We start from the raw sequence: 24721 nt of genomic DNA on the forward strand, positions 1-24721 counted from the left end.
AGGCATTGCCATGTCCAGGGCTCTTCCGAAGTACAACAAGCGTCGCGTCGGTCTCATCGGCGGCGCCGCCGCGGTCGTACTCTCCGGCGCGGTCATCGCCGGCACCGCTCTCGCCGGGCAGGACTCGTCGAACGACAACACCACAGCGAACGCCCAGACCCTCGCGGCAGGCCCAGGGACAGTCTCCTGCCCGGACGTCGCCTCGCAGCTCCCGGCGAACATCCCCGCCTCCGCGCAGGCCGAGGTCACCCGTAACCTCCAGCTGCTCCAGACGCAGATCCAGGAAGCGAACGAGCGGATCGTGAAGACGGTCGGCCAGGGCGGCCCGAACTTCGTCCAGAACGCGATCGTCGGCCCGCTCAAGGACAAGCGTGTCGCCACGATCAACCGCATCGCGACGGCCATCGGGCGACAGGGCGTGAAGCCGGTCGGCCTGGACGCGCTGGCCGCGTGCAGCGTGGGCAACGCGGGGACGAACGCGGGCGGGAACAAGGGCAACGCGGGCAACAACAACGGCAATGCCGGGAACGCGGGCAACAACGCCAACGCGGGTAACAACAACGGCGGGAAGAACAACAACGGGAACGCGGGCAATGCCGGGAACGCGGGCAACGCCGGCAACGCGGCCGGTGCCGGCAAGATCTCCTGCCCGGACGTCGCCTCGCAGCTCCCGGCGAACATCCCCGCCTCCGCGCAGGCCGAGGTCACCCGTAACCTCCAGCTGCTCCAGACGCAGATCAACGAGGCCAACGACCGGATCGTGAAGACGGTCGGCCAGGGCGGCCCGAACTTCGTCCAGAACGCGATCGTCGGCCCGCTCAAGGACAAGCGCGTCTCCACGATCAACCGCATCGCGACGGCCATCGGGCGACAGGGTGAGAAGCCGGTCGGTCTGGACGCGCTGGCGGCCTGCACGGTCAACCAGTGACGTGACAGGTCGCGGTGGCCGCCCCGAGGAAACGCCGGCCGGGGCGGCTGTCGCGTGTGTCTTCGCGGGGATGGGGCTCTCCGCGGGGCTCTCCGTGAGGTGAGATTTCGGCGATATGGGGTTCTCAGCGGCGGCTGAGGACCCCGCTCGCGTCGTGGGGCTCTCGGTGTCGCCGAGGGCCCCTTCGTCGTGGTCGCTCGGTGCCATCATGTTCTCCTGATCGGGGAGGGGTTGGGGACATGGCACAGGTGGCACGCAGGGCTCTGCTCATCGGGGTCGGGCGGGCGCCGGAGACCGTGGAGGTGCTGGAGCCGCTGGAGGAGACGGTCGGCTCCGATCTGCGGCTGCTGGAGGCGACGTTGCGGGGGTCGGGGTACGAGGTCGAGGTACTGCCTGACGCCGGGCGCAGTCGGATCAAGCTGGCGATCGACGGTGCGGCCCGTCAAGTCCCCTCCGGCGGAACGCTGTTGCTGTACTTCAGCGGGCACGGGCTGCGGGTCGGCGGCACGGACTACCTCGTCCCCGCCGACGCCATCGCCCCGGCCGACGGGGTGTGGAGCGAGCTGCACCTCGACTCCCTGATGCCGGCCAACATCAGTCCCCTGCTGCGGGGTTGCGAGGCGGGGACCGTTCTCTGGTTCATCGACGCCTGCCGTACCGAACTCGTGGGCGACGGCGTCCAGTTCGCCAACCAGGCCGACAGCGGGCCGCCTCGGGGCGGGTTCGCCGTCATGGCCGGGTGTTCCGCCGGGGAGTACAGCGGCTACACCGGCGAGGGCAGCTTCTTCGCCAAGGGGCTCGCCGAGGCCCTCGGGCCCATGACACCGGCCCGGACCGTCGAGGACGTCCTCGCCGCCGCCCGCGCCGCGACCGTCAAGTCCGCCCGGCGGCACGGGGTGCGGCAGACGCCCTGGTTCCGGTACGGGACGTACGAGGAGGAGCGGACCAGGAAGACGGAGATCTGCGAGGGGCGCGCACTGCTGGAGGCGTGGCAGGGGGCCGTTCGGGAGACGCCCCTGTGGAACCACGTCGAGGAATGCGAACGGGCCGCTCTGGTGGGGGTGTTGGAGGAGTTCGCCGAGGACAGTGCCCGGGTCGTGCATCGCGCGCAGGAGCGATTGCCGGACGCCGATCCCTGGGTCGACGACGCCTTCCCCGTCCGCGTGTTGCGTGACCGTCTGCCGGAACTCCTGCCCCCCGACCTCGTGTTGTCCGCCGTCGAGGTGATCGCGCTGGTCGCCGCGCCGTTCCTGCACGAGGTGGCTTGGGCGGAGCGGGTGAGTCAGGCCGTCGAGGTGCAGCCGTACGACGTCTCGCGGCGGGGTGGGAGTGCGCATCGGCTGCACTACGAGCAGATCGTCGAGCAGCACGGGCGGATCGCCCGGAAGTTGGCGGACTGTCGGGCTCGGGGGCGGGTCGAGGATGTCGCCGCGCTCACCATGTGGCTCGTCCATCGGTGGATCGCGGATCGGTTCGAGACGGACGACGAGGTGATGCCGGTGGCGTCGGCTGTGGCGCTGGCGTCTCGGTTGGGGCTCGCGGAGGATCGGGCGCTGGATCTCGGGGAGTTGTTGCGGGCGGTGGCCTCGGGGGTGGGGTCCGATGAGGTGTGGGGGGCCTCCCGGAAGGTCCTGTTGCCCGGCAAGGGGCATCAGGTGCTGCGGGTCGGGGAGTTGGGGTCCTTGCTGCGGCTCGCCTCGTTGTTGGCGGTGGATGTGCGGGTGCTGCCCGATGTCGTCGCGGATCATCTTGCTGTGTCCGATGCGGTGTTGCCTCAGCAAGTGGTGGGGGTGGCACGGGAGTTGAGCTGGCATCGGGAAGGGAGTGCGCTGCATCTGGATGCGCTCTGTCCGCATCAGGCCGTGCATGCGGCTCTGGTGGAGGTGGTCGAGGAGGCGGATCGGGTGGCCGGGCGGGTGTCCGGGGGTGGGGTGCTCGCGGATGTGCCGGGGCGGGTGACCGATCGGGATCTGCGGCCGTCCCGGATCGGGGGGCGGGAGTCTTACGAGGTGCCGTTGCTGCGGTTTCATCTCGCGCAGACCGAGGTGCGGGAGTTGTTGATGGGGGAGCAGCTTTACGGGGGTGAGCCGGAGTTGGCTCTTCGGGAGCTGTATCAGAACGCGATGGACGCGTGCCGGTATCGGGAGATGCGGTGGCGGTATCTGGAGAGTGTGGGGGCTCATCCTGTCGAGTGGAGCGGGCGGATCGTCTTCAGTCAGGGGGAGGATGAGCGGGGGCGGTATGTGGAGTGCCGGGACAATGGTGTGGGGATGAGCAGGGAGCAGCTGAAGCAGACGTTCACTCGGGCGGGGAGTCGGTTCGAGCGGTCGTCTTCTTTTCGGCGGGAGCAGTCGAAGTGGTTGCGGCATGATCCTGAGTTGCGGCTTTATCCCAACAGCCGGTTCGGGATCGGGGTGTTCAGTTATTTCATGCTCGCCGAAGAGATGAGCATTGTGACGAGGCAGGTGAGTCCGGAGGGGATTCCTGCGGAGTATGCGTTGCGGGTGGATATTCCGAGCAGTGGGAGTCTGTTTCGGGTTCAGCGGCATGATGGGCGTGATGACGGGGTGGCGGAGGGGGGTACTCGGGTTCGGCTCTATTTGCGGGAGGATGAGCGGATTCGGGATCTTTCGTGTGTGCGGGTGTTGCAGGATCTGGTGTGGGTGAGTGAATTCCGGATGGAGGCCAAGGATTCGGGCGGACTGGAGAACGAGTGGAGTCCGGGGGCTTTGCAAGCGGAGGAACTTCCGCATGCGGAAGCGGTTCCCGGGATGCTTTGGTGGGTGGACGGAGGTGGGGCGATTCTGTGCGACGGGATCGCCACCGATCAGGAGCCGTTCGGGTATGTGGTGAATCTGAGTGGGGAGCAGGCGGGGAAACTCAGTGTGAGCCGGAAGGAGTTGCAGGGGTACGACGCCAGGTGGGTGGAGTCGCTGTGGCGGAGGGGGGCGGGGGTGTTGCCCAGTTCGTCGTTGCTGTCGCAGCGCTGGACGTGGCGGCTGGATCAGCGGAGTCCTGCTGTGGCGAGAGTGCTGGATTCGGAATGGCGAGGTGAGGGGGTGCGAGCCGAGGTACCAGGGAGGAAGCCCACACCCTTGGACCAGGTGGGCTGGTTCCATCGAGACGAGGCCCTGATCGAGAACCCCAACTCGGCTGTGGGACAAGGAACTTACCTGCCCTGGCGCGCGAAGGTCTTCGGAATGTCACAGCGCTATCAGGAACTGGCGGCGCCGGCCGACCTCGCCGGGTATCCGGTTCCTGTGCCGGGGGACGCGGACCTCGTCCAGCACATCCCCGTCCCCTGGCATCACGTGCTGTACCGGTCCGCTGTGCAGGAGACGAGCCCCGAACACGTGCAGCGCCGGCTCAGAGGGCTGAGGGTCATGCATCAGCAGTACGCACCTCTCCCGCACCGGGGAGAGACGGTGACCCAGGTGCCGGAGAACGACGCTCTCCTCAAGCTCCTCGATCCGGGCAGCGGAACGATGTCCCAGGTGGTCGGCGGCGATGGCGCCCTCCACTGGGGCTCTCTGATCGCACTCTCGGCCCGATCGTCTCTCTCCCTCGGCGAGTTGGTGCGGCAGCTCACCCCCTTCCAGCCTCTCCTTCCCACACCTCTGCCCGTGGTCCCGGAACACCACCAGGACTACGTCTGCACAAACGTGAACCTCCAGCGGATCTTCCTCCTCGCGCCCACCGGGAAAACCAGGCCTGTCCGGGCTCTGCCCACCACGGCCATGGACCTGCATCAGGTTGCCAAGAACGTCGGCCTGAGCGTGCTGGAAGTGCTCCAGGATCTCACCGACTTCTCCTGGCTGGGCTGGACGGTCCCGACCCGGGAGGCAATCCTTCCCTGGACCCTCCTCGACAACGACCTCCAGGACGTGGTGGACACCTTCGTCCGGGGAGACCTGCTGCCGTGGGCAGCGACCGTGGACTTCGCCGACACTCTGGGCACCGACCTGCGAACGGCGGAGAAGCGGCTCGCGCAAGTGGCCGCAGACCTCGGGCTATGCCACGAACGCCGGTACGTCTCCGATACCGAGGCGGCCCGAGTGCGGCCATCGGTCGACGCGGCCATCCTGGTGAGGCGTCTCGCGTTCCTGGGGGTCGTCCTGGAGAACGGGCTGACCGTCGAGTCCCTGTCCCTGGCGTACGTCGCGGATTCCGGCATCAAGGATCCGGACCTCGCGATGGCTGATCTGCGGCGAGCCGGCGTCGACGTGCCGGACGACATCTCGATCGTCCTCGAATGGCACGCCCTGCCGCTCCACGACCGCTATGTCCTGTCCGGCACGGAACCGTCCCTGACCGAGGAGGACTATCCCGCCGACGAGTTGACGTCCGCCATCCTGTTCAATGCCGCGAACAGCCTCAACGAGACGCTGGGCGAGGTGTGGGATTCAGCGAGCGCCTACACCGAACGCTTCGGGTTCGCGTTGCCCCACCTCCCCGCGTCCCTCGTTGGCTTTCATCCGGCCGGGCACATGGTGACCGCCCTGATGTCCCACTTGGGCAATCCGAACCAAACCCTCGGCACCCCTGTGTGGAAGCCCCTGCGCCCCCGAGCCCTGGCGGCCTACGCACACCACAGGGCGATCGCCCCAGCCACCGCCTACGCACAACTCCTCCCCCTCCGCGAGATCGGCGCCCTCATCCCCGCCCACCTCGAAGACCTCCCCACCCAAGTCCCCGACCAACACGACCTCCTGGCCCTCGACGAAACCCACCGCGTCACCCCACCCACCTCCCCCTACACCCCCCTCGACCTCCTCAGCATCGCCGCCCGCCTAGGCGAACCCCTCCCCCGCACAGCCGCCCGCATCACCCCCTACCTCCCCCTCACCGAAACCCCCACCCCCCTCCCCACCACCCCCGACCTCATCCCCCTCTGGCAAGACCTCTCCATCCTCACCCGCCACCTGGACGGCCTCCTCCCCGCCCTGGAAGGCCAAGTCACCCACCAACACATCCAGTTCGCCGCAGAAGCCACCGGCATGACCGAAACCTGGGTGACGAACCGCCTATCCCTCTACGCCGACATGTTCAACCTGACCTTGGACCAGACAAGCTCATGACCACCCACACCCACGACACCCCCTACGCCGAAACCCACCTCGGCGACACCCCAACCCCCTTCACCCACCACCCCTCCCCCGACGGCAATTCCCTCACCCTCCAAGGCACCTGCCCCCGCTGCCAGGGCCCCACCACCTCCCAGTACGCCTACGGCCTCCCCGGCACCGGCACAAAAGGCATCTTCAGCCGACGCCAACACCCCGCTCCCACCCCCGAATCCACCCTCCTCCAAGAAGTCCACTACTGCGAGTGCGGCCACCCCCACCCCCAACTCCCCCCGGACGTCCCCTTCATAGGCTGCGGAGCCAGCTGGACCCTCACCAACCTCCAAGCAGGCACCCCCTGATGGCACCCGCACCCGCATCCCCAACAGACAGACGCAACCGCCGCTGGGCCGAACTCGCCAGAGAACTGGAGTTCACCCAACTCCCGGAGCTGAGAAGACAAGCGGAAGGCTGGCGCTCCGGCCTCACCGGCCTCACCGCGCTCCTCGCGATCCTGGTCACCCTGAAAGGCGGCGACGACCTCGCGAAGGTGCCGGACTGGTCCCGGCAGACGGCCGGCGCACTCGTCGTCACCGCGTTCGTCCTCCTGCTCACCGGCTCGGTGCTGGCCGTACGCGCCGCGCACGGCACCCCGGACAGCCGGATCCTGCTGGCGGGCCAGGCGCTCCGCACGTGGACGAAGAGCGAAATCGCCCGGGTCACCCGGTACATCCGCTACGCGACGTGGTGCTGTCTGGCCGGAATCACCCTGGCGGCGGCAGCGGTGATCGTCGTATGGACGACGACGGCGGACGACCCGGCGCCCACCCACCTGGTACGGGTGGGCACGACGACCGGTGACCGCTGCGGTGAACTACTCGGCGCGGGCCGGCAGGGCGTACGGATCAAGGAGAAGGACGGCAGGGAAACGCCGCTCCCCGCAGCTCAAGTGACCTCGGTGACGCCCGTGACGACCTGCGCCCGGCAAGAAGGCTCGTAGAAAGATCCGTAGAAAACTCCGCGCGGACTCTCCAACCGGCTGAACACTCCCCGCCTCCGCCACGTATTCGTGGGCCAAGGGTCAAGTCCCCCGGAGGAACCGTGACCACCACGATCGCAGGCGGACGTGCCGCCCGCCGCCAGACGATGCGCCGCATCCGCCCGCGCCGGTCCCCGGCCGTCCCGCTCCTGCTCGCCGTGTGGGCGGGCGCCGTGGGTGTGCTGTGGCTGTGGTGGGACAACACGCCGAACGTCGCGAACACCGACAGCATGATTCTCAACGCGGGCCGGATCACCGGCCTGTTGGCGGGATATCTGATGGCACTCGTCGTGCTCCAGATGGCGCGGGTGCCCGTGCTGGAGCGGTGGGTCGGCTCGGACCGGGTCGCGCGGTGGCACGCGATGAGCGGCCGGTACACGCTGTGCCTGACGTTCGCGCACGTGTTCCTGATCGTGTGGGGCTACGCGCTCCAGGCGGGCAAGACGCTCGGCGACTTCGTGCAGCAGACGCTGGACCTCGTCAACCAGCTCCCGGACATGGGCAAAGCGGCCATCGGCACGGGCCTGCTGGTGCTGATCGGCGTCGTCTCGGTCGGCGGGGTCCGCAAGCGGATGCCGTACGACACCTGGTACCACATCCACCTGATGACGTACTCGGCCGTGTTCATGACGTTCTGGCACCAGCTCACCACGGGCAACGAGTTCGTCGTCAACTCGACGGCGAAGACGGTCTGGTACGGCCTGTACGGCACGGTCACCGCGCTGGTGGTCTGGTACCGCCTGCTGACGCCGATCCGGCTGAACCTGCGGCACCGCATGTACGTCGAGGCGGTCGTCGAGGAGGCACCCGGCGTCGTGTCGGTGCTGATCGGCGGGCGCAAACTGCACCGGATGGGCGCGGAGGCCGGCCAGTTCTTCCGCTGGCGGTTCCTCGCCCCCGGCATGCGCTTCAGCTCGCACCCGTACTCGCTGTCCGCCGCCCCGCGCCCCGGCATGCTGCGGATCACCGTGAAGGCGAACGGCGACCACAGCGCGGCCCTGCGCGAACTGGCACCCGGCACGAAGGTGTGGGCCGAGGGCCCGTACGGCGCGATGACCGCGTCCCGCCGCAGCCGGGGCAAGGTGCTGCTGGTGGCCGGCGGTGTCGGCATCACCCCGATGCGCGCCCTGTTCGAGACCCTGCCGGGCGCCCCCGGCGACCTGACCCTCCTCTACCGGGCCAACACCACCCGCGACCTCGCCCTGTGGGACGAACTCGCGAAGATCGCCGACGAGCGCGGCGCACGCCTCATGTACGCCGTGAACAGCCCGGACGGCGAACGCCCGGACATCTCCGCCGAGTCCCTGGAGCGGAAGATCCCGGACATCGCCGAGCACGACGTCTTCATGTGCGGTCCCGGCGGGTTCGCGCAGTCGGTGTACGAGTCGCTGCGCGGCGCCGGGGTCCCGGCCCGCCGTATCCACCACGAGTCGTTCGAGATGTGACCTCCGGGTCCGACTGCCGCACGCCACCTCCCACTTGACCTCTCCTTCCACGGATAACAGGAGCCCAGAAACACATGAGGAAGAGCCACCCGCTTCGGCGTGTCGTGCTGGCCAGTGCCGCCACCGTGTCCGGGGTCGTGCTGCTGCTGACGCTCAAGCCGTCCTCCGACCCCGGTTCGTCCTCCCCGCAGGCGTCAGGTTCGGGCGCGCAGGCGCAGGACTCGGCCCAGGGCGGCGCCGGGGCGCCCGTCACGGGCACGGTCACGGGGGACGCCGTCCAGACGCAGTTCGGCAACGTCCAGGTCAAGCTGACGATCGACAACAACCGCATCACCAAGGCGGAAGCCGTGCAGGCGCCGTCGGGGGGTACGTCGACGCAGAAGACCGCGGACGCCGTTCCCAAGCTGAACGCCGACGTCGTCGCCAAGCAGTCGCCGAACATCGACACCGTCTCGGGGGCGACGTACACCTCCGAGGGGTACAAGAAGTCCCTCCAGTCGGCGATCGACAAGGCCAACTCGGGTGGTGCGCAAGGTGGCGGCCAGAAGGGCGGCGGTCAGGCGCAGGCGTCCGGCAGCTTCACGGGTGACGTGGCGCAGACGCAGTACGGGGACGTCCAGGTCCGCATCACCGTCGCGAACGGGAAGATCACCAAGTCGGAGGCCGTCAAGGCGCCTTCGGGCGGGACCTCGACGCAGAAGACCGAGCTGTCGGTGCCGAAGCTCAACTCCGAGGTGCTGGCGAAGCAGTCCGCGAACGTCGACACGGTGTCGGGGGCGACCTCCACGTCCGAGGGGTACAAGAAGTCCCTCCAGTCGGCGATCGACAAGGCCAACGCCGGTGCCTCGAAGGGTGGTTCACAGCAGTCGGGCGGGGGTCAGCAGTCGGGTGGCGGCCAGGCGCAGGCGTCCGGCACCTTCACCGGCAACGTCTCGCAGACGCAGTACGGCGACGTCCAGGTCCGCATCACCGTCGCGGGCGGCAAGGTCACCAAGGCGGAGGCCGTCAAGGCGCCCTCGGGCGGGACCTCGACGCAGAAGACCGAGCTGTCGGTGCCGAAGCTCAACTCCGAAGTCCTCACGAAGCAGTCCGCGAACCTCGACACCGTCTCCGGCGCCACCTCCACCTCCGAGGGGTACAAGAAGTCCCTCCAGTCAGCCCTCGACCAGGCCGGGATCTGACCCCGGTGCCGGACCCCTCCGAAACTCCCGCCGCGGTACGTCATGTGGAAGAAGTCATGGGGACTGTCTTCTCCTTCGACGTCCGCGGCGGGGATCCCGTCCAGGTCCGCACCGCCCTCGCCGAAGCCGTGGCCTCCCTCCACCGCGCCGACGCGGTCTTCAGCACCTACCGCGAGGACAGCGAGATCTCCCGGCTGTCCCGAGGCGAACTCACCCTGTCCGACTGCTCCCCCGAAGTCACCGAGATCCTCGAACTCGGCGCCCGGGCCGAGCAGTTGAGCGACGGCTGGTTCAGCATGCGCTACGAGGGCCACCTGGACCCCACGGGCATCGTCAAGGGCTGGTCCATAGAGAGAGCAGCCCGCATGCTCGCGGCGGCCGGCGCGACGGGGGTGAGCCTCAACGGAGGCGGAGACGTACAGCTGTTGGGGGTACCGGGTCCCGAACGCCCGTGGCGGGTGGGCGTGTCGGACCCACTCCGCCCGGGAGGCTTGGCGGCGGTGGTATCCGCAGCGGGCGCCCCGGAGTTGGCGGTGGCGACATCGGGCACGGCGGAGCGGGGTGCGCATATCGTCGACCCGAAGACAGGCCACTCGGCGGTAACGGACTTGGTAGCGGTAACAGTTGTGGCCCCCACTCTCACCTGGGCGGACTGCTGGGCGACAGCGGCATTCGCAATGGGATCGAGGCAGGGTCTGGAGTGGCTGGAGTCGCTGCCAGACGTAGAGGCCCTACTGATCACAGCGGGAGACGAGGTCAGATGCACCGGGGGCCTTGCGACAAGGCTAGGTTGAGATACCCCTTCAGCCCCCGTTCTGAGCCAACCGCAACAAATGATCCGCGAGCGCCTGCCCCCCGGTAGCCTCCCGGCTGATCAGCAGCAACGTGTCATCCCCGGCAATGGTCCCCAAGATGTCATGCAGTTCAGCCTGATCAATCGCGGACGCCAAGAACTGCGCAGCCCCCGGAGGTGTCCGCAGCACCACCAGATTCGCGGAAGCCTCCGCGGAGATCAGCAACTCCTGAGAGAGCCGCCGCATCCGCTCTTCCTTCGCGGACTCCCCCAACGGCGCCCGAGGCGTACGGAACCCGCCCTCACTGGGCACCGCATAGATCAGGTCCCCGTCGGTGTTACGGATCTTCACCGCGTTCAACTCGTCGAGATCACGCGACAAAGTGGCCTGCGTGACACTCAACCCGTCATCGGACAGCAGCTTCGCCAGTTGGCTCTGCGACCGCACCGGCTCCCGGTTGAGAATGTCCACGATCCTCCGATGACGCGCCGTACGCGTCTGCGGAACGGCCGGCCCAGCGGCGGCATCACTCATCGTCGTCTCATTCTCCGGCTCGGTCCCCGTTCACGGCATCGAGGACACCGGGCAGCGCCCCGAGGAACGCCGCCACCTCCTCGTCCCGCAGATTCAGCGGCGGCATGAGCCGTACGACGTCGGCGGCAGGCGCGTTGACCAGGAACCCGGCATCCTGGGCCGCCTGCTGCACCTGCGCGGCATACGGCCCGGTGAGCACGATACCCAGGAGGAGCCCCGCGCCCCGGACATAATCGATCATCGGATGTCCGAGACCCTCGATCCCGTCCCGCAGCTTCTCGCTCTGCGCCTTGACGTTCTCCAGCAGCCCGTCGTTCTCGATGGTGTCGAGGACGGCGATCCCGGCGGCGCAGGCGACGGGGTTCCCGCCGAAGGTGGTCCCGTGCTGACCGGGCTGGAGGAGGTCGGCGGCCCGCCCGAAGGCGACGGTCGCACCGAGCGGCAGCCCGCCGCCGAGCCCCTTGGCGAGGGTGACGACGTCGGGCAGGACGCCTTCGTGGGCCTGGTACTCGAACCAGTTCCCGGTCCGCCCGATGCCGGTCTGCACCTCGTCGAGGACGAGCAGCGCACCCGTCGCGGCGGTGATGGCGCGCGCCGCCTTGAGGTACCCGGCGGGCGGCACGACGACGCCGTTCTCGCCCTGCACCGGCTCGATGATGACGAGTGCGGTCTCGTCGGTGACGGCGGCGGCCAGCGCCTGCGCGTCGCCGTAGGGGACGTGTGTGACGTCGCCCGGGAGCGGCTGGAAGCCGTCCTGCTTGCCAGGCTGGCCGGTGAGCGCGAGGGCGCCCATGGTGCGGCCGTGGAAGCCGCCGGTGGTGGCGACCATGTGGGTACGCCCGGTCAGCCGGCCGATCTTGAACGCGCCCTCGTTGGCCTCGGCGCCGGAGTTGCAGAAGAACACCTTGCCGTCGCGCCCGAACCGGGCGAGGAGCCGTTCGGCGAGGGCGACGGGGGGTTCGGCGACGAAGAGGTTGGAGACGTGGCCGAGGGACGCGATCTGCGTGGAGACGGCCTCGACGATCGCCGGGTGGGCGTGGCCGAGCGCGTTGACGGCGATCCCGCCGACGAAGTCGAGGTACTCGTTGCCGTCGGCGTCCCACAGCTTGGCGCCCGCGCCGCGCACGAGGGGCAGGCGGGGGGTGCCGTAGTTGTTCATGAGCGAGCCCTGCCAGCGGGCGGTCAGCTCCTGATTGCCGGTCATTCCGAGTCCCCCTCGTCTTCGTCGGGCACGACCATCGTGCCGATCCCGTCATCCGTGAAGATCTCCAGCAGGATGGAGTGCTGGACGCGGCCGTCGATGACCCGCGCGGTCTGTACGCCGCCGCGCACCGCGTGCAGGCAGCCCTCCATCTTGGGGACCATGCCGGCGCTCAACTCCGGGAGCAGCTTCTCCAGTTGGGAAGCGGTGAGGCGGCTGATCACCTCGTCGGAGTTCGGCCAGTCCTCGTAGAGCCCCTCGACGTCGGTGAGGACGAGGAGGGTTTCGGCGCCCAGTGCCGCAGCGAGTGCCGCAGCCGCCGTATCAGCATTGACGTTGTAGACATGTCCGTCGTCCTCGCTGCGGGCGATCGACGAGACGACCGGGATCCGGCCGTCGGCCAGCAGCGCCTCGATGGCGCCGGTGTCGATCGCGGTGATCTCGCCGACCCGGCCGATGTCGACCAACTCGCCGTCGATCTCGGGCCGGTGCTTGACGGCGGTGATGGTGTGCGCGTCCTCGCCGGTCAACCCGACGGCGAGCGGCCCGTGTTGGTTGAGGAGCCCGACCAGCTCGCGCTGCACCTGTCCGGCGAGGACCATGCGGACGACGTCCATGGCCTCCTCGGTGGTGACGCGCAGCCCGGCCTTGAACTCGCTGACGATGCCGTGCTTCTCGAACGCGGCGTTGATCTGCGGGCCGCCGCCGTGCACGACGACCGGCTTGAGCCCGGCGTGGTGCAGGAAGACGACGTCCTGGGCGAACGCGGCCTTCAACTCCTCGTCGACCATGGCGTTCCCGCCGAACTTGACGACAACTGTCTTGCCGTTGTGCCGAGTCAGCCAGGGGAGCGCCTCGATGAGGATCTGTGCTTTCGGGAGGGCCTTGTGCTTGCGGGTCTCGCTCATGAGGAGTACGCGCTGTTCTCGTGGACGTAGTCGGCGGTGAGGTCGTTGGTCCAGATCGTCGCGGTCTCGGTGCCGGCGGAGAGGTCGGCGACGATGTGCACCTCGCGGTAGCGCATGTCGACCTTCTCGCGGTCCTCGCCGACGCCGCCGTTCTTGCAGACCCAGACGCCGTTGATGGCGACGTTCAACTCGTCGGCCTCGAAGGCGGCCCCAGTGGTGCCGATGGCGGACAGGACGCGGCCCCAGTTGGGGTCCTCGCCGTGGATGGCGCACTTGAGGAGGTTGTTGCGGGCGATGGAGCGGCCGACCTCGACGGCGTCGTCCTCGGTCGCCGCGTTGATCACCTCGATCTTGATGTCCTTGCTGGCGCCCTCGGCGTCCCGGATGAGCTGCTGCCCGAGGTCGTCGCAGACCTGGCGGACGGCTTCCGCGAACTCGGTGTACTCCGGGGTGACTTCGGCGGCGCCGGAGGCCAGCAGGAGCACGGTGTCGTTGGTCGACATGCAGCCGTCGGAGTCGACGCGGTCGAAGGTGGTCCGGGTCGCGTCGCGAAGTGCCTTGTCGAGCAGGTCGCTCGGGATGTCCGCGTCGGTGGTGACGACGACCAGCATCGTGGCGAGGCCGGGGGCGAGCATGCCCGCGCCCTTGGCCATGCCGCCGACGGTCCAGCCGTCCTTCGTGACGACGGACGTCTTGTGGACGGTGTCGGTGGTCTTGATGGCGATGGCGGCCTTCTCGCCGCCGTGCTCGGACAGTTGACCGGCAGCCGCCTCGACTCCCGGGAGCAGCTTGTCCATCGGGAGCAGGACGCCGATGAGCCCGGTCGAGCAGACGGCGACGTCGCCCGCGCCGATCTCCAGCACCTCGGCGACCTTCTCGGCCGTCGCGTGCGTGTCCTGGAAGCCCTTCGGTCCGGTGCAGGCGTTGGCGCCGCCGGAGTTGAGGACGACGGCTGTCAACTCGCCGCTGGTGAGGACCTGTTGCGACCACAGGACCGGCGCGGCCTTCACGCGGTTGGAGGTGAAGACACCGGCGGCGGCGCGGCGCGGCCCGGTGTTGACCACGAGGGCCAGGTCCGGGTTGCCGCTCTCCTTGATCCCGGCGGCGATGCCCGCCGCCGTGAATCCCTTTGCTGCCGTCACGCTCACGGTGCGACTCCGATCGTGGAAAGGCCCAGCTCCTCGGGGAGGCCGAGGGCGATGTTCATGCTCTGGACGGCACCGCCGGCGGTGCCCTTGGTGAGGTTGTCGATGGCGCTGATCGCGATGATCCGGTGCACGGCGGCGTCGTAGGCCACCTGGATCTGAACGGCGTTGGAACCCTGCACGGACGCCGTCGCGGGCCACTGGCCCTCGGGGAGGAGGTGGACGAACGGCTCGTCGGCGAGGGCCTTCTCGTAGGCGGCGCGGACGGTCTCGGCGGTGACGCCGGGCTTCGCCTGGACGCTGCACGTGGCGAGGATGCCTCGGGACATGGGCGCGAGGGTCGGCGTGAACGAGACGGTGACCGGCTCGCCCGCAGCCAGGCTGAGGTTCTGGATCATCTCGGGCGTGTGCCGGTGGCCGCCGCCGACGCCGTACGGCGACATGGAGCCCATGACCTCGCTGCCGAGGAGGTTGGCCTTGGGCGCCTTGCCCGCGCCGGAGGTGCCGGAGGCGGCGACGACGATGGCCTGGTTCTCGGCGAGTCCGGCGGCGTAGGCCGGGAACAGGGCGAGGGAGACGGCCGTCGGGTAGCAGCCGGGGACCGCGATGCGCTTGGACCCCTCCAGCGCGGCGCGGCCTCCCGGCAGTTCGGGCAGGCCGTAGGGCCAGGTACCGGCGTGCGGGGAGCCGTAGAACTTCTCCCAGTCACCGGCGTCCTTCAGCCGGAAGTCGGCCCCCATGTCGACGACCAGCGCATCCGGCCCGAGCTGCTCGGCGACGGCTGCGGACTGCCCGTGCGGAAGCGCGAGGAAGACCACGTCGTGCCCGGCGAGCACCTCGGCCGTCGTCTCCGCCAGCACCCGGTCGGCCAGCGGCAGCAGATGCGGCTGAAGCCCACCGAGACGCTGTCCGGCGTTGGAGTTCCCGGTGAGCGCGCCGATCTCGACCTCAGGGTGACCGAGCAGCAGGCGCAACACCTCACCACCCGCATACCCGCTCGCCCCGGCGACTGCCGCACGTACCACCATGAACTCCTCCTCCTGAATGGCATGACTATACGTCTCGCTGCACGTTTATGCAATCGATCGCATACGGTTTCGCGGCGGCCGACGTGCCTGAGCGCCTCAGGCGAGTCGGTCCGCGGAGACCAGCCACCGCCAGCGGTGGCGCTCGGTGACCAGGGTGCCGGCGGCCAGCAGGGTCGCGGGGAGCGCCGCCCAGGCGGGCCAGGCCAGCCACGAGGAGATCACGGCTGCGGCGAGTTGGAGCAGCACCAGCAGGATCGTGGCCCAGCCCGGCACCGCGATGATCACGCCGGCCTTGTCCCCCGGGGTGGAGAAGAGGGTCGGAAGGCCGATCAGGGCCACCACGGAGGCGGCGGCGAGGAGCCATGAGTGGCCGGCCAGGGCCCAGGGGGTGGCCACCCATGCGACGAGTTCCGTCGCGAAGCGCAGGGTGGACGCGGCGCGGTCGTCCGGTCGTCCCGAGGTCGTATCCCCACCAGCAACATCGGTCACCTGCGGACGATCTCACGGCACACGGCCGACTGCCAGGGGGCCGGGGCGCCGCCGTCGGACGCGGGCACGCACAGGGCCCCGGTCAGGCGACCGGCGCCAACCGCTCACGCGGCTCCGCCGGTGCCGTCGTCCGGGTCCGCCTGCGGAATGTCTGCCAGGCGGCGAGCAGCAGGGCGCCGGTCAGCCCGAGGGCGCCCACGCTCAGGCCGAGGCGGAGGCCCGGGGTGTGGAAGGTGCAGGTCAGGGTGGTGGAGGTGGGGTTGAGGGGGGCGGCGATCAGGCCGTGGAAGTCCTGGGCGGGGACGGCGGGGGCGTCGCCGACGGCGCATCGCCAGCCCGCGATGCGGGGGGCGGCGACGACGGCGAGGCCCCGGCTGCCCTGGGGGAGCTCGGCGCGGATCGTGTCGTCGGAGACGGTCACCTTCGTCGCGCCGGTGGTCCGGAGCTGGTCCACAGCGGTCCGCAGCCTGCCGGTGTCCAGGCAGCCGAGTGCGCCGGGCCGCGGGGAGCCGCCGCCGTCGTTGGCGGACAGGGCGATCCTGACCTGGCCGGACGCCGGAACCGTGCCCAGCCGCTGCATCGCCGCGATCTTGTTGCGGCCCGCCCGGAACCTGCCGGTGAGGTCGCTCCCGTCGAGGCGCGCGGTGCCCGCGAAGCGCGGGGCGTAGAGGTACGCCTCGCTGCCCGCCGGGCACCGGGCGGTGATCGCCGTCCGGCTGATGGTCGTCCGGGGGACGGTGTAGACGCGCGTCCCCAGCAGGAGTTCCTGGTTGCGGTACGGCGACGGACCGAACCCGGGGCGCGGTCCTGCGGACCTCACCGTCACCAGCGGCGGCACGTCCTGCCTGGTCACCGTCTCTCCGGTGCCGTCCTGCGGGAACCAGTTCTGGTGCGGGTCCGGCGGGGAGTGCACGCGTGCGCCCACCGAGAAGACCGTGTCCGTGACGGCGTTGTCGAAGCTCTGGAGGCTGCGCCCGCCGGAGGTCCAGCCGTCGCCGAGCGCGGTGAGCGTGCGGTAAAGGACGTCGGAGGTGTGGCTGCTGTAGTACTGGGCGCCCTGTCCGCCGACCATCATCGGGTCGTTGCCGACGGTCTGCTCGCGTCCGGGATCGGTGCGGTAGGCGGGCCAGCCGTCCGCCGAGGCGATGGCGTCCGCCTGGGCCTGCTGCCGGGCTCCCCAGGGGGCGTAGTCGTCGAAGTGGGCGAGGCGCAGGCGGGTCATGACGGCGGAGGTGCCGGTGGCCTCGCCGAGTTGGACGGTCAGGAGGAGGGCTACGGCGAGGGTGGCGGGGAGGGGGCGGGTGAGGAGACGCCGCAGACCGGCGTTCGTACGATCATCAGCCCCCACATTCTCCACTCCCCCACCACTCACCGCTCCCCCGCTGTCCGCCTTCCTCAGCAGCCACAACCCCCACAACACCCCCGCCGCCACGACCGCCAGCATCGGCAGCACGAACGGCCGCATCAGATAACTGCCGCTCGCGACCGCCGCCATCACCACCAGGATCCCGGCGGCCGGCCCCAGCGCCCGCCGCCCCGGCACCCCGTACGACAACCCGTACCAGGCGGCGATCACCAGGAACGCGCACAGCACGAACCCCTCCCGGTACCCCGACCCCTGCGGCGTCGTGAACCCGTGCCAGGCGAGCTGCGTCGGCCCCCACTGCATCGACGCGAACATGAGGACGACGAGCCCCGACAAGGCCACCCGCACCCGCACCGGCACCTTCGTGTGGAACGGCAGGGCCAGCGCGAGCAGCAGCGCGGTCGTCCCGACGTACAGCCCCGGCGTGCCGAACCCGTACGTCCCCGGCATCATGCGGGCGAGGACGTCCTCGGCGTCGGCGGGGTCGAAGCCGCTGAAGTGGGTCGGGGAGGCGTGCTTGCTGCCGAAGTAGACGACGGTGACGAGCGGCGCGGCGAGCCCCACGCCGAGGACGACGGTGAGGGCGGCACGGCCGAGCACGGCGAAGGTCTCGCGGCGGGCCGGGGACATCAGCACCAGCCGCAGGACCAGCACCAGCGTGGCTCCGAGCGTCGCCATGTACCCGGTGTAGAAGTTGGCGACCCACGCGAGCGCGACGAGCAGGACGCCGGCGATCAGCCGCCGCCCGGCGATCAGCCACTCCCCCACCAGGCACAGCACCGGCAGCGCGATCAGCCCGTCGAGCCACATCAGGTTGTACGACGCGTCGGCGAGGCTCCACCCGCACAGCGCGTACGAGACCCCCATGAGGACGGCGCCCCAGCGCGGTCCCGGCCGCAGGGTGAGCAGCAGCCACGTCATGGCCGCCGCCGCGCTCGCCGTCTTCAGAGCGGTGATGACGTAGACGGCGAGGTCGATCTCGTCGCGCGGGAAGACGCCGACGAGGAGGGCGAACGGGCTGCTGACGTACGTCGCGAAGTCGGGGAGGAAGCTCGCGCCGAACCCGGACTGCCAGTTGACGAGAACGCCGTCCGACCTGCCGTGCAGGAGGTCCCACAGGTGGGCGTGGAACGGCAGGTACTGGTTGCCGAGGTCGTTGACACTGCGGGTGCGCGGACCGAACGGGTAGCTGCGGGCCAAGACGTCGGCCGTGCAGAACACGGCGATCGTGACGAGCGCGGCGAGCCCGGAGGCGGTGCGGCGGATGCGGGGGCGGGTTTCCACGCAGGCTGAGATGGGTGGGGGTGCGGGTGGGTTGTGCGGGGGTGCGGATGTCCGGGAAAGGTTTACCCGCTTGTCGCCGGCTGTTCCGCTTCGCTAGGGTCGGAGGCGTGATCACCGGACCGGCGCGCACGCGCCATTCACGGATGGGCTACCCGGTGGGCGACTGACCCCCGGGTGGGGCCTCAGGGCCCCTGGATGGGGCCGGGCCCCGCCGTCCGCTCGGAGACGTAGACGCGTTCCGCAGTTTCCGTTCCGAGCAGTGAGGGCGACCACCCCATGCCAGCCTCTTTCAACCACACCATCATCGTGTCCAAGGACCGCGAGGAGTCCGCCCGGTTCTTCCGGGACCTCCTCGAAGTCGGCGAGGCCCCTTCCTGGGGCCCGTTCACCAACATCCAGCTCGCCGACGGCACCTTGCTCCAGTTCGCGGAGCCGCCGGTCGAGATCCAGATGCAGCACTACGCGTTCCTCGTGGACGACGACCTCTTCGACCGCGCCTACCAGCGGCTGTGCGACGCCGGCATCACCCACTGGGCCGACCCGCAGATGCAACGCCCCGGTGAGACGAACACCGGGCACGGCGGCCGGGGCGTCTACTTCAAGGACCCGGCGGGCCACGCGATCGAACTCCTGACCAGGCCGTACCTGTAGGAACCCCGGGCAGCGGCCGGGCGCCGGTGATGCGCGAGGCGGCACCGCCGAACACGTATTCTCACGGAGAACCAACGCACAGACCGTGAGAGGTGGCCGACCGTGGGCTTCGACGTGGACGTGGTGCGCGAGGACTTCCCGATCCTGCGCCGGACCCTGGACTCCGGCGCCCGGCTGGTCTACCTCGACTCGGGCGCGACCACCCAGAAACCGCTGCAAGTCCTGGACGCGGAGCGGGAGTTCTACCTCACCCGCAACGCCGCCCCGCACCGCGGCGCGCACCAGTTGTCGGTGGAGGCGACCGAGGGGTACGAGGACGCGCGGCACGCGGTCGCGGCGTTCGTCGGCGCCGAGGACGACGAGATCGTGTTCACGAAGAACACCACCGAGGGCATCAACCTGGTGGCGTACTCCCTCGGCAACGCGGGCCGCCTCGGTCCCGGCGACCGGATCGTCGTCACGGAGATGGAGCACCACGCGAACCTGGTCCCCTGGCAGCAGCTCGCCCAGCGGACGGGGGCCACGCTGGACTGGTTCGGCCTCACCGACGACGGCCGTCTCGACCTCACGCGGATCGACGAACTCCTCGACGAGCGTACGAAGGTCCTCGCGCTCACCCACCAGTCGAACGTCCTCGGCACGGTCAACCCGGTGCGTGAACTCGCCGACCGTGCCCACGCGTTCGGCACGGTCGTGGTGGTGGACGGCGCCCAGTCGGTGCCGCACCGCCCGGTCGACGTCCGGGAGCTGGGCGCGGACTTCCTCGCCTTCTCGGGGCACAAGATGCTCGCCCCGAACGGTATCGGTGTGCTGTGGGGGCGGGCCGAACTCCTCGCGCAGCTCCCGCCGTTCCTCACCGGCGGCTCGATGATCGAGATCGTCGAGATGGACCGCTCGACGTTCCTCCCGCCGCCCCAGCGCTTCGAGGCGGGCGTCCCGATGACCTCCCAGACGGTCGCCCTGGCCGCCGCGATCGACTATCTCAACGCGCTGGGCATGCGTGAAGTCGCCGCCCACGAGGACCGGTTGACGGCGCTGGCGCTCGACGCCCTCCAGGAGCTCCCCGGCGTGCGGATCATCGGCCCCACCGATCTCGCCGACCGGGGCGCGACCCTCTCCTTCACCGTCGAGGGCGTCCACCCCCACGACGTCGGCCAGATCCTCGACGAGCGCGGCGTCGCCGTCCGCGTCGGCCACCACTGCGCCCGGCCGATCGTGAAGCGGTACGGGATCCCGGCGACGACCCGGGCGAGCTTCTACGTCTACAACACGGAGGCCGAGGTCGGGGCGCTGGTGGAGGGGGTGCGGGCGGCGCAGAAGTACTTCGGGGTGTGAGGAGTTGCGTTGGAGCGCGCTCCAACTCCTACGGTCTCTCTCATGACGAACGAGAACGAGAGCACCACCCGTGAAGAGCGTTTCGCCCGCGGCCTCGAAGTACTGAACGCGGTCGACGGCGAGATCGGCCGGCGGGTCATCGACTCGCTGGCCGACATCAACCCCGAACTCGGCCACCAGGTCGTCGCGTGGGGGTTCGGCGAGATCTACTCGCGTCCCGGACTCGTGCCCCGTGACCGCCAGTTGGTGACGCTCGGGATGCTCACCGCGCTCGGCGGCTGCGAGCCCCAGCTGGAGGTGCACATCAACGCCGCGCTGAACGTCGGCCTCACGCCGGCGCAGATCACCGAGGCGCTGCTGCACTCCGCCGGGTACTGCGGCTTCCCGAAGGCCCTCAACGCGACGTTCGTCGCGAAGAAGGTCTTCGAGGAGCGCGGCCTGCTGAACACCCCTCCGGCTACCTCTGTCTGATCCGCAGGAACGTCACCGAGTTCGCCGGGAAGGTGTACGTGAACTTCCTGGCGACCCCGTCGAACGTGGACGTCACGGGTGCGACCGGCGTGGCCGTCTCCGTGTTCACGGCGTCGGCGGCGGCGCTCAGGGTGGTCACCCGCGCCCGCCCGGCCACCCGGGACGTACCGAGGTCGATCTCCGTACGCGCCTGCGCGGCCTGCGCGTTGACCACCTTGACGATCAGCTCACCGGTCTTCGCGTCGCGTGTGACGACCTGCCGGAACGGCTCGGCCGGCTTGTCGTCGGTGAAGCTCCCCCACTCCTCGCCGTCGATGGAGAGGGTGACCTGCCGGCCCCGGACCTTGACGTCGACGTCGTAGGCGCGGCCGGTCTCGACGCTGCCGGCCTTGCTGATCAGCGTGGACTTGCCGCCGTCCACGGCCTGTTCGACGGCGGTCTGGGTGTTGTTCCAGCCGCCGATGTTGAACCAGTAGAAGTTCCCGGTGTCCTTGACGCCGAACGCGACGAGGAACCCTTCCTTCCCGGACTTCTTGGTGGCCTTCACGTGCAGGTCGTAGTCGTGCCAGCGCGGGTCGCCCGCGGAGACCATGGTGTTCTCGGCCGCCGGGTCCGTCTGGACGTAACTCCCGTCCTGGACAGCCCAGTTGCCGCCACCGGTGTGCGTCCACTTCGAGGCGTCCCCGTCACCGGAGAAGTCGTCGCTCAGGAGTAGCGTCCCGTCGGCGCCGGTCACCTCGACGTCGTCGTAGGCGGCGCTGGTCGCCCAGGTGGAGAGGCCGACGGCGCCGGTGATCGGGCCCTGGAGGGCGGGGGTGCCGGTGGCGGTCGAGGGGACGACGCGGTCGCCGACGTTGGTCATGAAGAGCTTCTGGACCTCGTAGTTGGCGGAGTTCCAGGAGGCGTGGTTGTTGAACCAGATCAGGTCGGGCCGCCACTGGACGTAATCCTCGTTCGCGAACAGCGGCGCGTACGAGGCGAGTCGCACGACGTCCGCGTTGCGTTCGAGGCCGGTCATGTAGGCGGCTTCGGCGAGGCCGTTCTTGAACGCGTTGCCCCAGGAGGCGTATTCGCCGAGGAAGACCTTGGGGCCGCCTCGGTCATACGTGTCGTAGCGGTCGTTGTTCTGGAGGAACCACTGCGTGCTGTTGTAGTAGTGCTCGTCGACCATGCCGACCTTGGCGTCCCGGTTGAGTTTCCAGGCCGTGTCGAAGATCGAACCTGCGTCGTCGGGGCCGGAGTTGGAGATCACCGTCAGGTACGGGTACTTGGCCTCGATGGCGGCCCGGAACTGCTTGAAGCGGGCGAAGAACTCGACGGGGAGGTTCTCCTCGTTGCCGACCTCGATGTGGGTGAGGTGGAACGGCCTCGGGTGCCCCATCTGCGCCCTGACCTTGCCCCACTTGGAGGTGGCGGGCCCGTTGGCGAACTCGACGAGGTCCAGGGTGTCCTGGATGTGCCGCTTCAGGAGCGCCGGGTCGTCGATCGCCTTGTTCTGCTCGCACCCGGTGACGAGGGCGGGGACAACGGGCAGCGGCATCGCGCCGATGTCCTCGGCGAAGCGGAAGTACTCGTAGTAGCCGAGCCCGTAACTCTGGTTGTAGCCCCAGACGTTGGAGTTCACGGCACGCGTCTCGACCGGGCCGATCGTGTCCTTCCACTGGTACGAGCGCACCCGCTGCCAGTTCGACGCCTCGCTGTAGTCCTGCATGGAGCCGGTGTTGACGAGACACCCGCCGGGGAAGCGCACGAACCCGGGCTTCAGGGCGGCGACCTTCTCGGCCAAGTCCTTGCGCAGCCCGTTGGGTTCACCCCGGAAGGTGTCCCGGGGGAACAGGGAGACCATGTCGAGCGCGGCGGCCTCGGTGGAGGCGACGGTCAACCGGCCGGCGCTGCTGGTGCGTTCGGCGGTGAACGTCGCCCGGTACTGGGCCCAGCCACCCGCGCGCACGGCGATCCGTCGGGCGGTCGCGAGGGCGCCGTCCGCGTCCTGGAGGGTGACGGTGAGCGCGGTGCCCGACTCGGTGCGGGCCCAGACGGAGAAGTCGTACTTCTTGCCCTGCTCGACGTTGACGCCGGTGTTGTAGCCGGAGTTGGTGACCGCTGAACCGGCGCCCAGGGAGAGGTAGTTGCGGTTGCGGTCGTTCAGCCTGCCGGTGTCGTCGACGACGTTCGCCGAGCCGGTGACCGTCCAGGAGGTCAGCGGGGTGTACGTGCGGTTGTCGACGGTCGAGTATTCGAAGGACCGGTTCTGGACGAGTTCGGCGTACATGCCGCCGTCCGCGGCCCGGTTGATGTCCTCGAAGAAGACGCCGTACATCGTGTCGGCGATCCGCGCGCCCTTCGCGGCCGGGTCGACGGTGAGGGTGTAGTCGGTGGGGTCGGCGGCGCGGGCGGTCGCCGGGAGGCCGGCCGAGGCCAGCAGCAGGGCGGTGACGCCGAGACCGAGTCTCCAGCGGGTGCGTGACATGGGGGGCTCCGCGGCTCGATGATCGAAGACAGAGGTTCGAGATATCAGACGTCGTTCAGCACTTCGAACGCATGTGCACGACTTCGCACGGCAAGATAGGCAGGGGGCGGGGGAGCGTCAATGAGTCGCGCGGGACCGAAAGTGTCGAAAGCGAGGGACGGATGAGCGAGTTCTGGCCGGTCACCGATGTGCTGGGCCATCTGGCGGGAACCTGGCACGTCCGGCGCACCGTGCGGGACCTGGCGAGCGGGGACGAGGGCGCGTTCACGGGGGCGACCGAGTTCCGGCCGGACGGCGACGGCGCCGGCGGGCTGCTGCACCTGGAGTCCGGCACGTTCACCTGGCAGGGCGTGCCCCGGCCCGCCACACGCACCCTGCGCTTCCTGCCGGGGCCGGTGCCGGGCACGGCCGACGTCCGCTTCTCCGACGGCCGCCCCTTCCACACCCTCGACCTCACCACCGGCCACCACATCGCCGGCCACCCCTGCGCGGCCGACCTCTACCGGGGCGAGTTCAGCGTCCGGGACGCGGACCACTGGGACTCGGTCTGGCGGGTCGGCGGCCCCGCCAAGGACCTTGTCCTGACGACGAGTTACACCCGCACGCCCTGAACCCACCTGTTCTCACCCGAAATACAGGGCCATCCACCGATCCGGCTTCTCCAGCGGCTCGAACCCGAGCTTCGCGTACACGCCGTGCGCGTCGTGCGTCGCGAGCAGCATCCGGCGGATGCCGAACGGCTCCAGGTGATCCCGTACGGCGGCCACCATCGACGTCCCGATCCCCTTCCCCCGCACCCCCGGATCGACGTACACGTCACACAGCCACGCGAACGTCGCCCGGTCCGTCACGACCCGCGCGTACGCCACCTGCTCCCCCGAACCCTCCTCGTACACCCCGAAGTTGAGCGACCCGGCGATCGCCGCGTCCTGCTTCTCCCGGGCCCTGCCGAGCGCCCAGTAGGCGCCGGTCGACAGCCAGTGGTGCACACGCTCGGCGTCGACGCGGGCGGTGTCGTGGGAGATCTCGTAGCCCTCGGCGAGGGGAAAGGTGTCGTTCATGGGAGGAGGCTGGCAGGCCGCCGAGGGGGTGTCGAGGGAGTTTCGGCCTACGGGAGCACCTCGTCGCAGGCCGTGCGCAGCCGCCGTACCCCCTCGGTGATCTCCGCCGTCCCGGCGACCGCCGCGAAGCTCAACCGGAGGTGGGGGGCCGGGGGTTCGGCGCTGAAGTAGGGGTGGCCGGGGTTGAGGGCGACGCCGGCGCGCAGGGCCGCGGCGGTGTTGGCCGCCACCCGTTCGAACAGGGGGGACTTGGCGACGGAGGTGCGGATGTGGTCCAACTGGGCTTGCGTGAGGAGGCCGTTCATCTCCGAGTCGGCGTACTGGCCCT

Annotated in this window: 20 protein-coding genes and 1 pseudogene; 11 read left to right on the forward strand and 10 right to left on the reverse strand. The window is 69.6% G+C overall.

What is annotated here, in order from left to right; translation table 11 throughout:
• Nucleotides 1-10 precede the first annotated feature (10 nt).
• From ACVNF4_RS03470 to ACVNF4_RS03500, 7 genes are all read left to right on the forward strand, one after another.
• Complete coding sequence (locus tag ACVNF4_RS03470; protein ID WP_461801146.1) at nucleotides 11-928, forward strand: hypothetical protein; 918 nt, start codon at nucleotides 11-13, stop codon at nucleotides 926-928.
• Between the two features lie 239 nt (nucleotides 929-1167).
• Entirely contained in the window at nucleotides 1168-6006 is a 4839-nt protein-coding gene (locus tag ACVNF4_RS03475; protein WP_461801147.1) for an HD domain-containing protein, read from the forward strand.
• Entirely contained in the window at nucleotides 6003-6353 is a 351-nt protein-coding gene (locus ACVNF4_RS03480; RefSeq protein ID WP_461801148.1) for a hypothetical protein, read from the forward strand. Before ACVNF4_RS03475 ends, ACVNF4_RS03480 begins: the two co-directional genes overlap by 4 nt.
• The gene (locus ACVNF4_RS03485) at nucleotides 6353-6991 is read left to right on the forward strand and encodes a hypothetical protein (protein WP_461801149.1); all 639 of its coding nucleotides are present in this window, start codon (nucleotides 6353-6355) and stop codon (nucleotides 6989-6991) included. The genes ACVNF4_RS03480 and ACVNF4_RS03485 overlap by 1 nt, the downstream gene beginning before the upstream one ends.
• Before the next feature lie 101 nt (nucleotides 6992-7092).
• A complete protein-coding gene (locus ACVNF4_RS03490; protein ID WP_461801150.1) occupies nucleotides 7093-8475 on the forward strand; it encodes a ferredoxin reductase family protein in 1383 nt (460 codons plus the stop codon).
• Nucleotides 8476-8549: 74 nt separating this feature from the next.
• Entirely contained in the window at nucleotides 8550-9656 is a 1107-nt protein-coding gene (locus ACVNF4_RS03495) for an FMN-binding protein (RefSeq protein WP_461801151.1), read from the forward strand.
• A gap of 56 nt (nucleotides 9657-9712) precedes the next feature.
• The gene (locus ACVNF4_RS03500) at nucleotides 9713-10450 is read left to right on the forward strand and encodes an FAD:protein FMN transferase (protein WP_461801152.1); all 738 of its coding nucleotides are present in this window, start codon (nucleotides 9713-9715) and stop codon (nucleotides 10448-10450) included.
• A 9-nt stretch (nucleotides 10451-10459) separates the two neighbouring features.
• Here the strand turns inward: ACVNF4_RS03500 and ACVNF4_RS03505 are convergent, their stop codons facing one another.
• The 7 genes from ACVNF4_RS03505 to ACVNF4_RS03535 all read right to left on the reverse strand — a co-directional run bounded on the left by ACVNF4_RS03505 (nucleotide 10460) and on the right by ACVNF4_RS03535 (nucleotide 18405).
• Entirely contained in the window at nucleotides 10460-10984 is a 525-nt protein-coding gene (locus ACVNF4_RS03505) for an arginine repressor (RefSeq protein ID WP_461801153.1), read from the reverse strand.
• Between the two features lie 7 nt (nucleotides 10985-10991).
• A complete protein-coding gene (locus ACVNF4_RS03510; protein ID WP_461801154.1) occupies nucleotides 10992-12188 on the reverse strand; it encodes an acetylornithine transaminase in 1197 nt (398 codons plus the stop codon).
• Nucleotides 12185-13093 (reverse strand): acetylglutamate kinase, encoded by a 909-nt coding sequence (gene argB / locus ACVNF4_RS03515; RefSeq protein ID WP_461801155.1) that lies wholly within the window; start codon nucleotides 13091-13093, stop codon nucleotides 12185-12187. The genes ACVNF4_RS03510 and argB overlap by 4 nt, the downstream gene beginning before the upstream one ends.
• Entirely contained in the window at nucleotides 13090-14241 is a 1152-nt protein-coding gene (gene argJ, locus ACVNF4_RS03520) for a bifunctional glutamate N-acetyltransferase/amino-acid acetyltransferase ArgJ (protein ID WP_461801156.1), read from the reverse strand. The genes argB and argJ overlap by 4 nt, the downstream gene beginning before the upstream one ends.
• Entirely contained in the window at nucleotides 14238-15266 is a 1029-nt protein-coding gene (gene argC, locus ACVNF4_RS03525) for an N-acetyl-gamma-glutamyl-phosphate reductase (protein WP_461801157.1), read from the reverse strand. The genes argJ and argC overlap by 4 nt, the downstream gene beginning before the upstream one ends.
• 96 nt (nucleotides 15267-15362) lie before the next feature.
• Nucleotides 15363-15755: a hypothetical protein gene (locus ACVNF4_RS03530; protein ID WP_461801158.1), complete on the reverse strand. Its 393-nt coding sequence runs from the start codon at nucleotides 15753-15755 to the stop codon at nucleotides 15363-15365.
• Nucleotides 15756-15837: 82 nt separating this feature from the next.
• A complete protein-coding gene (locus ACVNF4_RS03535; RefSeq protein ID WP_461801159.1) occupies nucleotides 15838-18405 on the reverse strand; it encodes a YfhO family protein in 2568 nt (855 codons plus the stop codon).
• Between the two features lie 276 nt (nucleotides 18406-18681).
• On the opposite strand from ACVNF4_RS03535, the gene ACVNF4_RS03540 reads away from it, so the two are divergent.
• The 3 genes from ACVNF4_RS03540 (at nucleotide 18682) to ACVNF4_RS03550 (ending at nucleotide 20862) form a co-directional block, all read left to right on the forward strand.
• Nucleotides 18682-19056 (forward strand): VOC family protein, encoded by a 375-nt coding sequence (locus ACVNF4_RS03540; RefSeq protein WP_461801160.1) that lies wholly within the window; start codon nucleotides 18682-18684, stop codon nucleotides 19054-19056.
• Between the two features lie 102 nt (nucleotides 19057-19158).
• Nucleotides 19159-20391, forward strand: coding sequence for a cysteine desulfurase (locus tag ACVNF4_RS03545; protein WP_461801161.1), 1233 nt, complete (start codon nucleotides 19159-19161; stop codon nucleotides 20389-20391).
• A 42-nt stretch (nucleotides 20392-20433) separates the two neighbouring features.
• Nucleotides 20434-20862, forward strand: coding sequence for a carboxymuconolactone decarboxylase family protein (locus ACVNF4_RS03550; protein ID WP_461801162.1), 429 nt, complete (start codon nucleotides 20434-20436; stop codon nucleotides 20860-20862).
• Here ACVNF4_RS03550 and ACVNF4_RS03555 read toward each other — a convergent pair.
• Nucleotides 20849-23332 carry an alpha-L-arabinofuranosidase C-terminal domain-containing protein gene (locus ACVNF4_RS03555; RefSeq protein WP_461801163.1) on the reverse strand — a complete coding sequence of 828 codons (2484 nt, stop codon included), beginning with the start codon at nucleotides 23330-23332 and terminating at the stop codon, nucleotides 20849-20851. The genes ACVNF4_RS03550 and ACVNF4_RS03555 overlap by 14 nt on opposite strands.
• A 161-nt stretch (nucleotides 23333-23493) precedes the next feature.
• Between ACVNF4_RS03555 and ACVNF4_RS03560 the strand changes: the two genes are divergently transcribed.
• Complete coding sequence (locus tag ACVNF4_RS03560) at nucleotides 23494-23943, forward strand: DUF6314 family protein (RefSeq protein WP_461801164.1); 450 nt, start codon at nucleotides 23494-23496, stop codon at nucleotides 23941-23943.
• Between the two features lie 12 nt (nucleotides 23944-23955).
• Here ACVNF4_RS03560 and ACVNF4_RS03565 read toward each other — a convergent pair whose 3' ends face one another.
• Both ACVNF4_RS03565 and ACVNF4_RS03570 read right to left on the reverse strand, forming a co-directional pair.
• Nucleotides 23956-24393, reverse strand: a complete 438-nt coding sequence (locus ACVNF4_RS03565) for a GNAT family N-acetyltransferase (protein WP_461801165.1) — start codon at nucleotides 24391-24393, stop codon at nucleotides 23956-23958.
• Between the two features lie 47 nt (nucleotides 24394-24440).
• Nucleotides 24441-24721: pseudogene (locus ACVNF4_RS03570) on the reverse strand (hypothetical protein); the annotation flags it as partial.

The sequence above is a fragment of the Streptomyces sp. S6 genome (assembly GCF_054880855.1).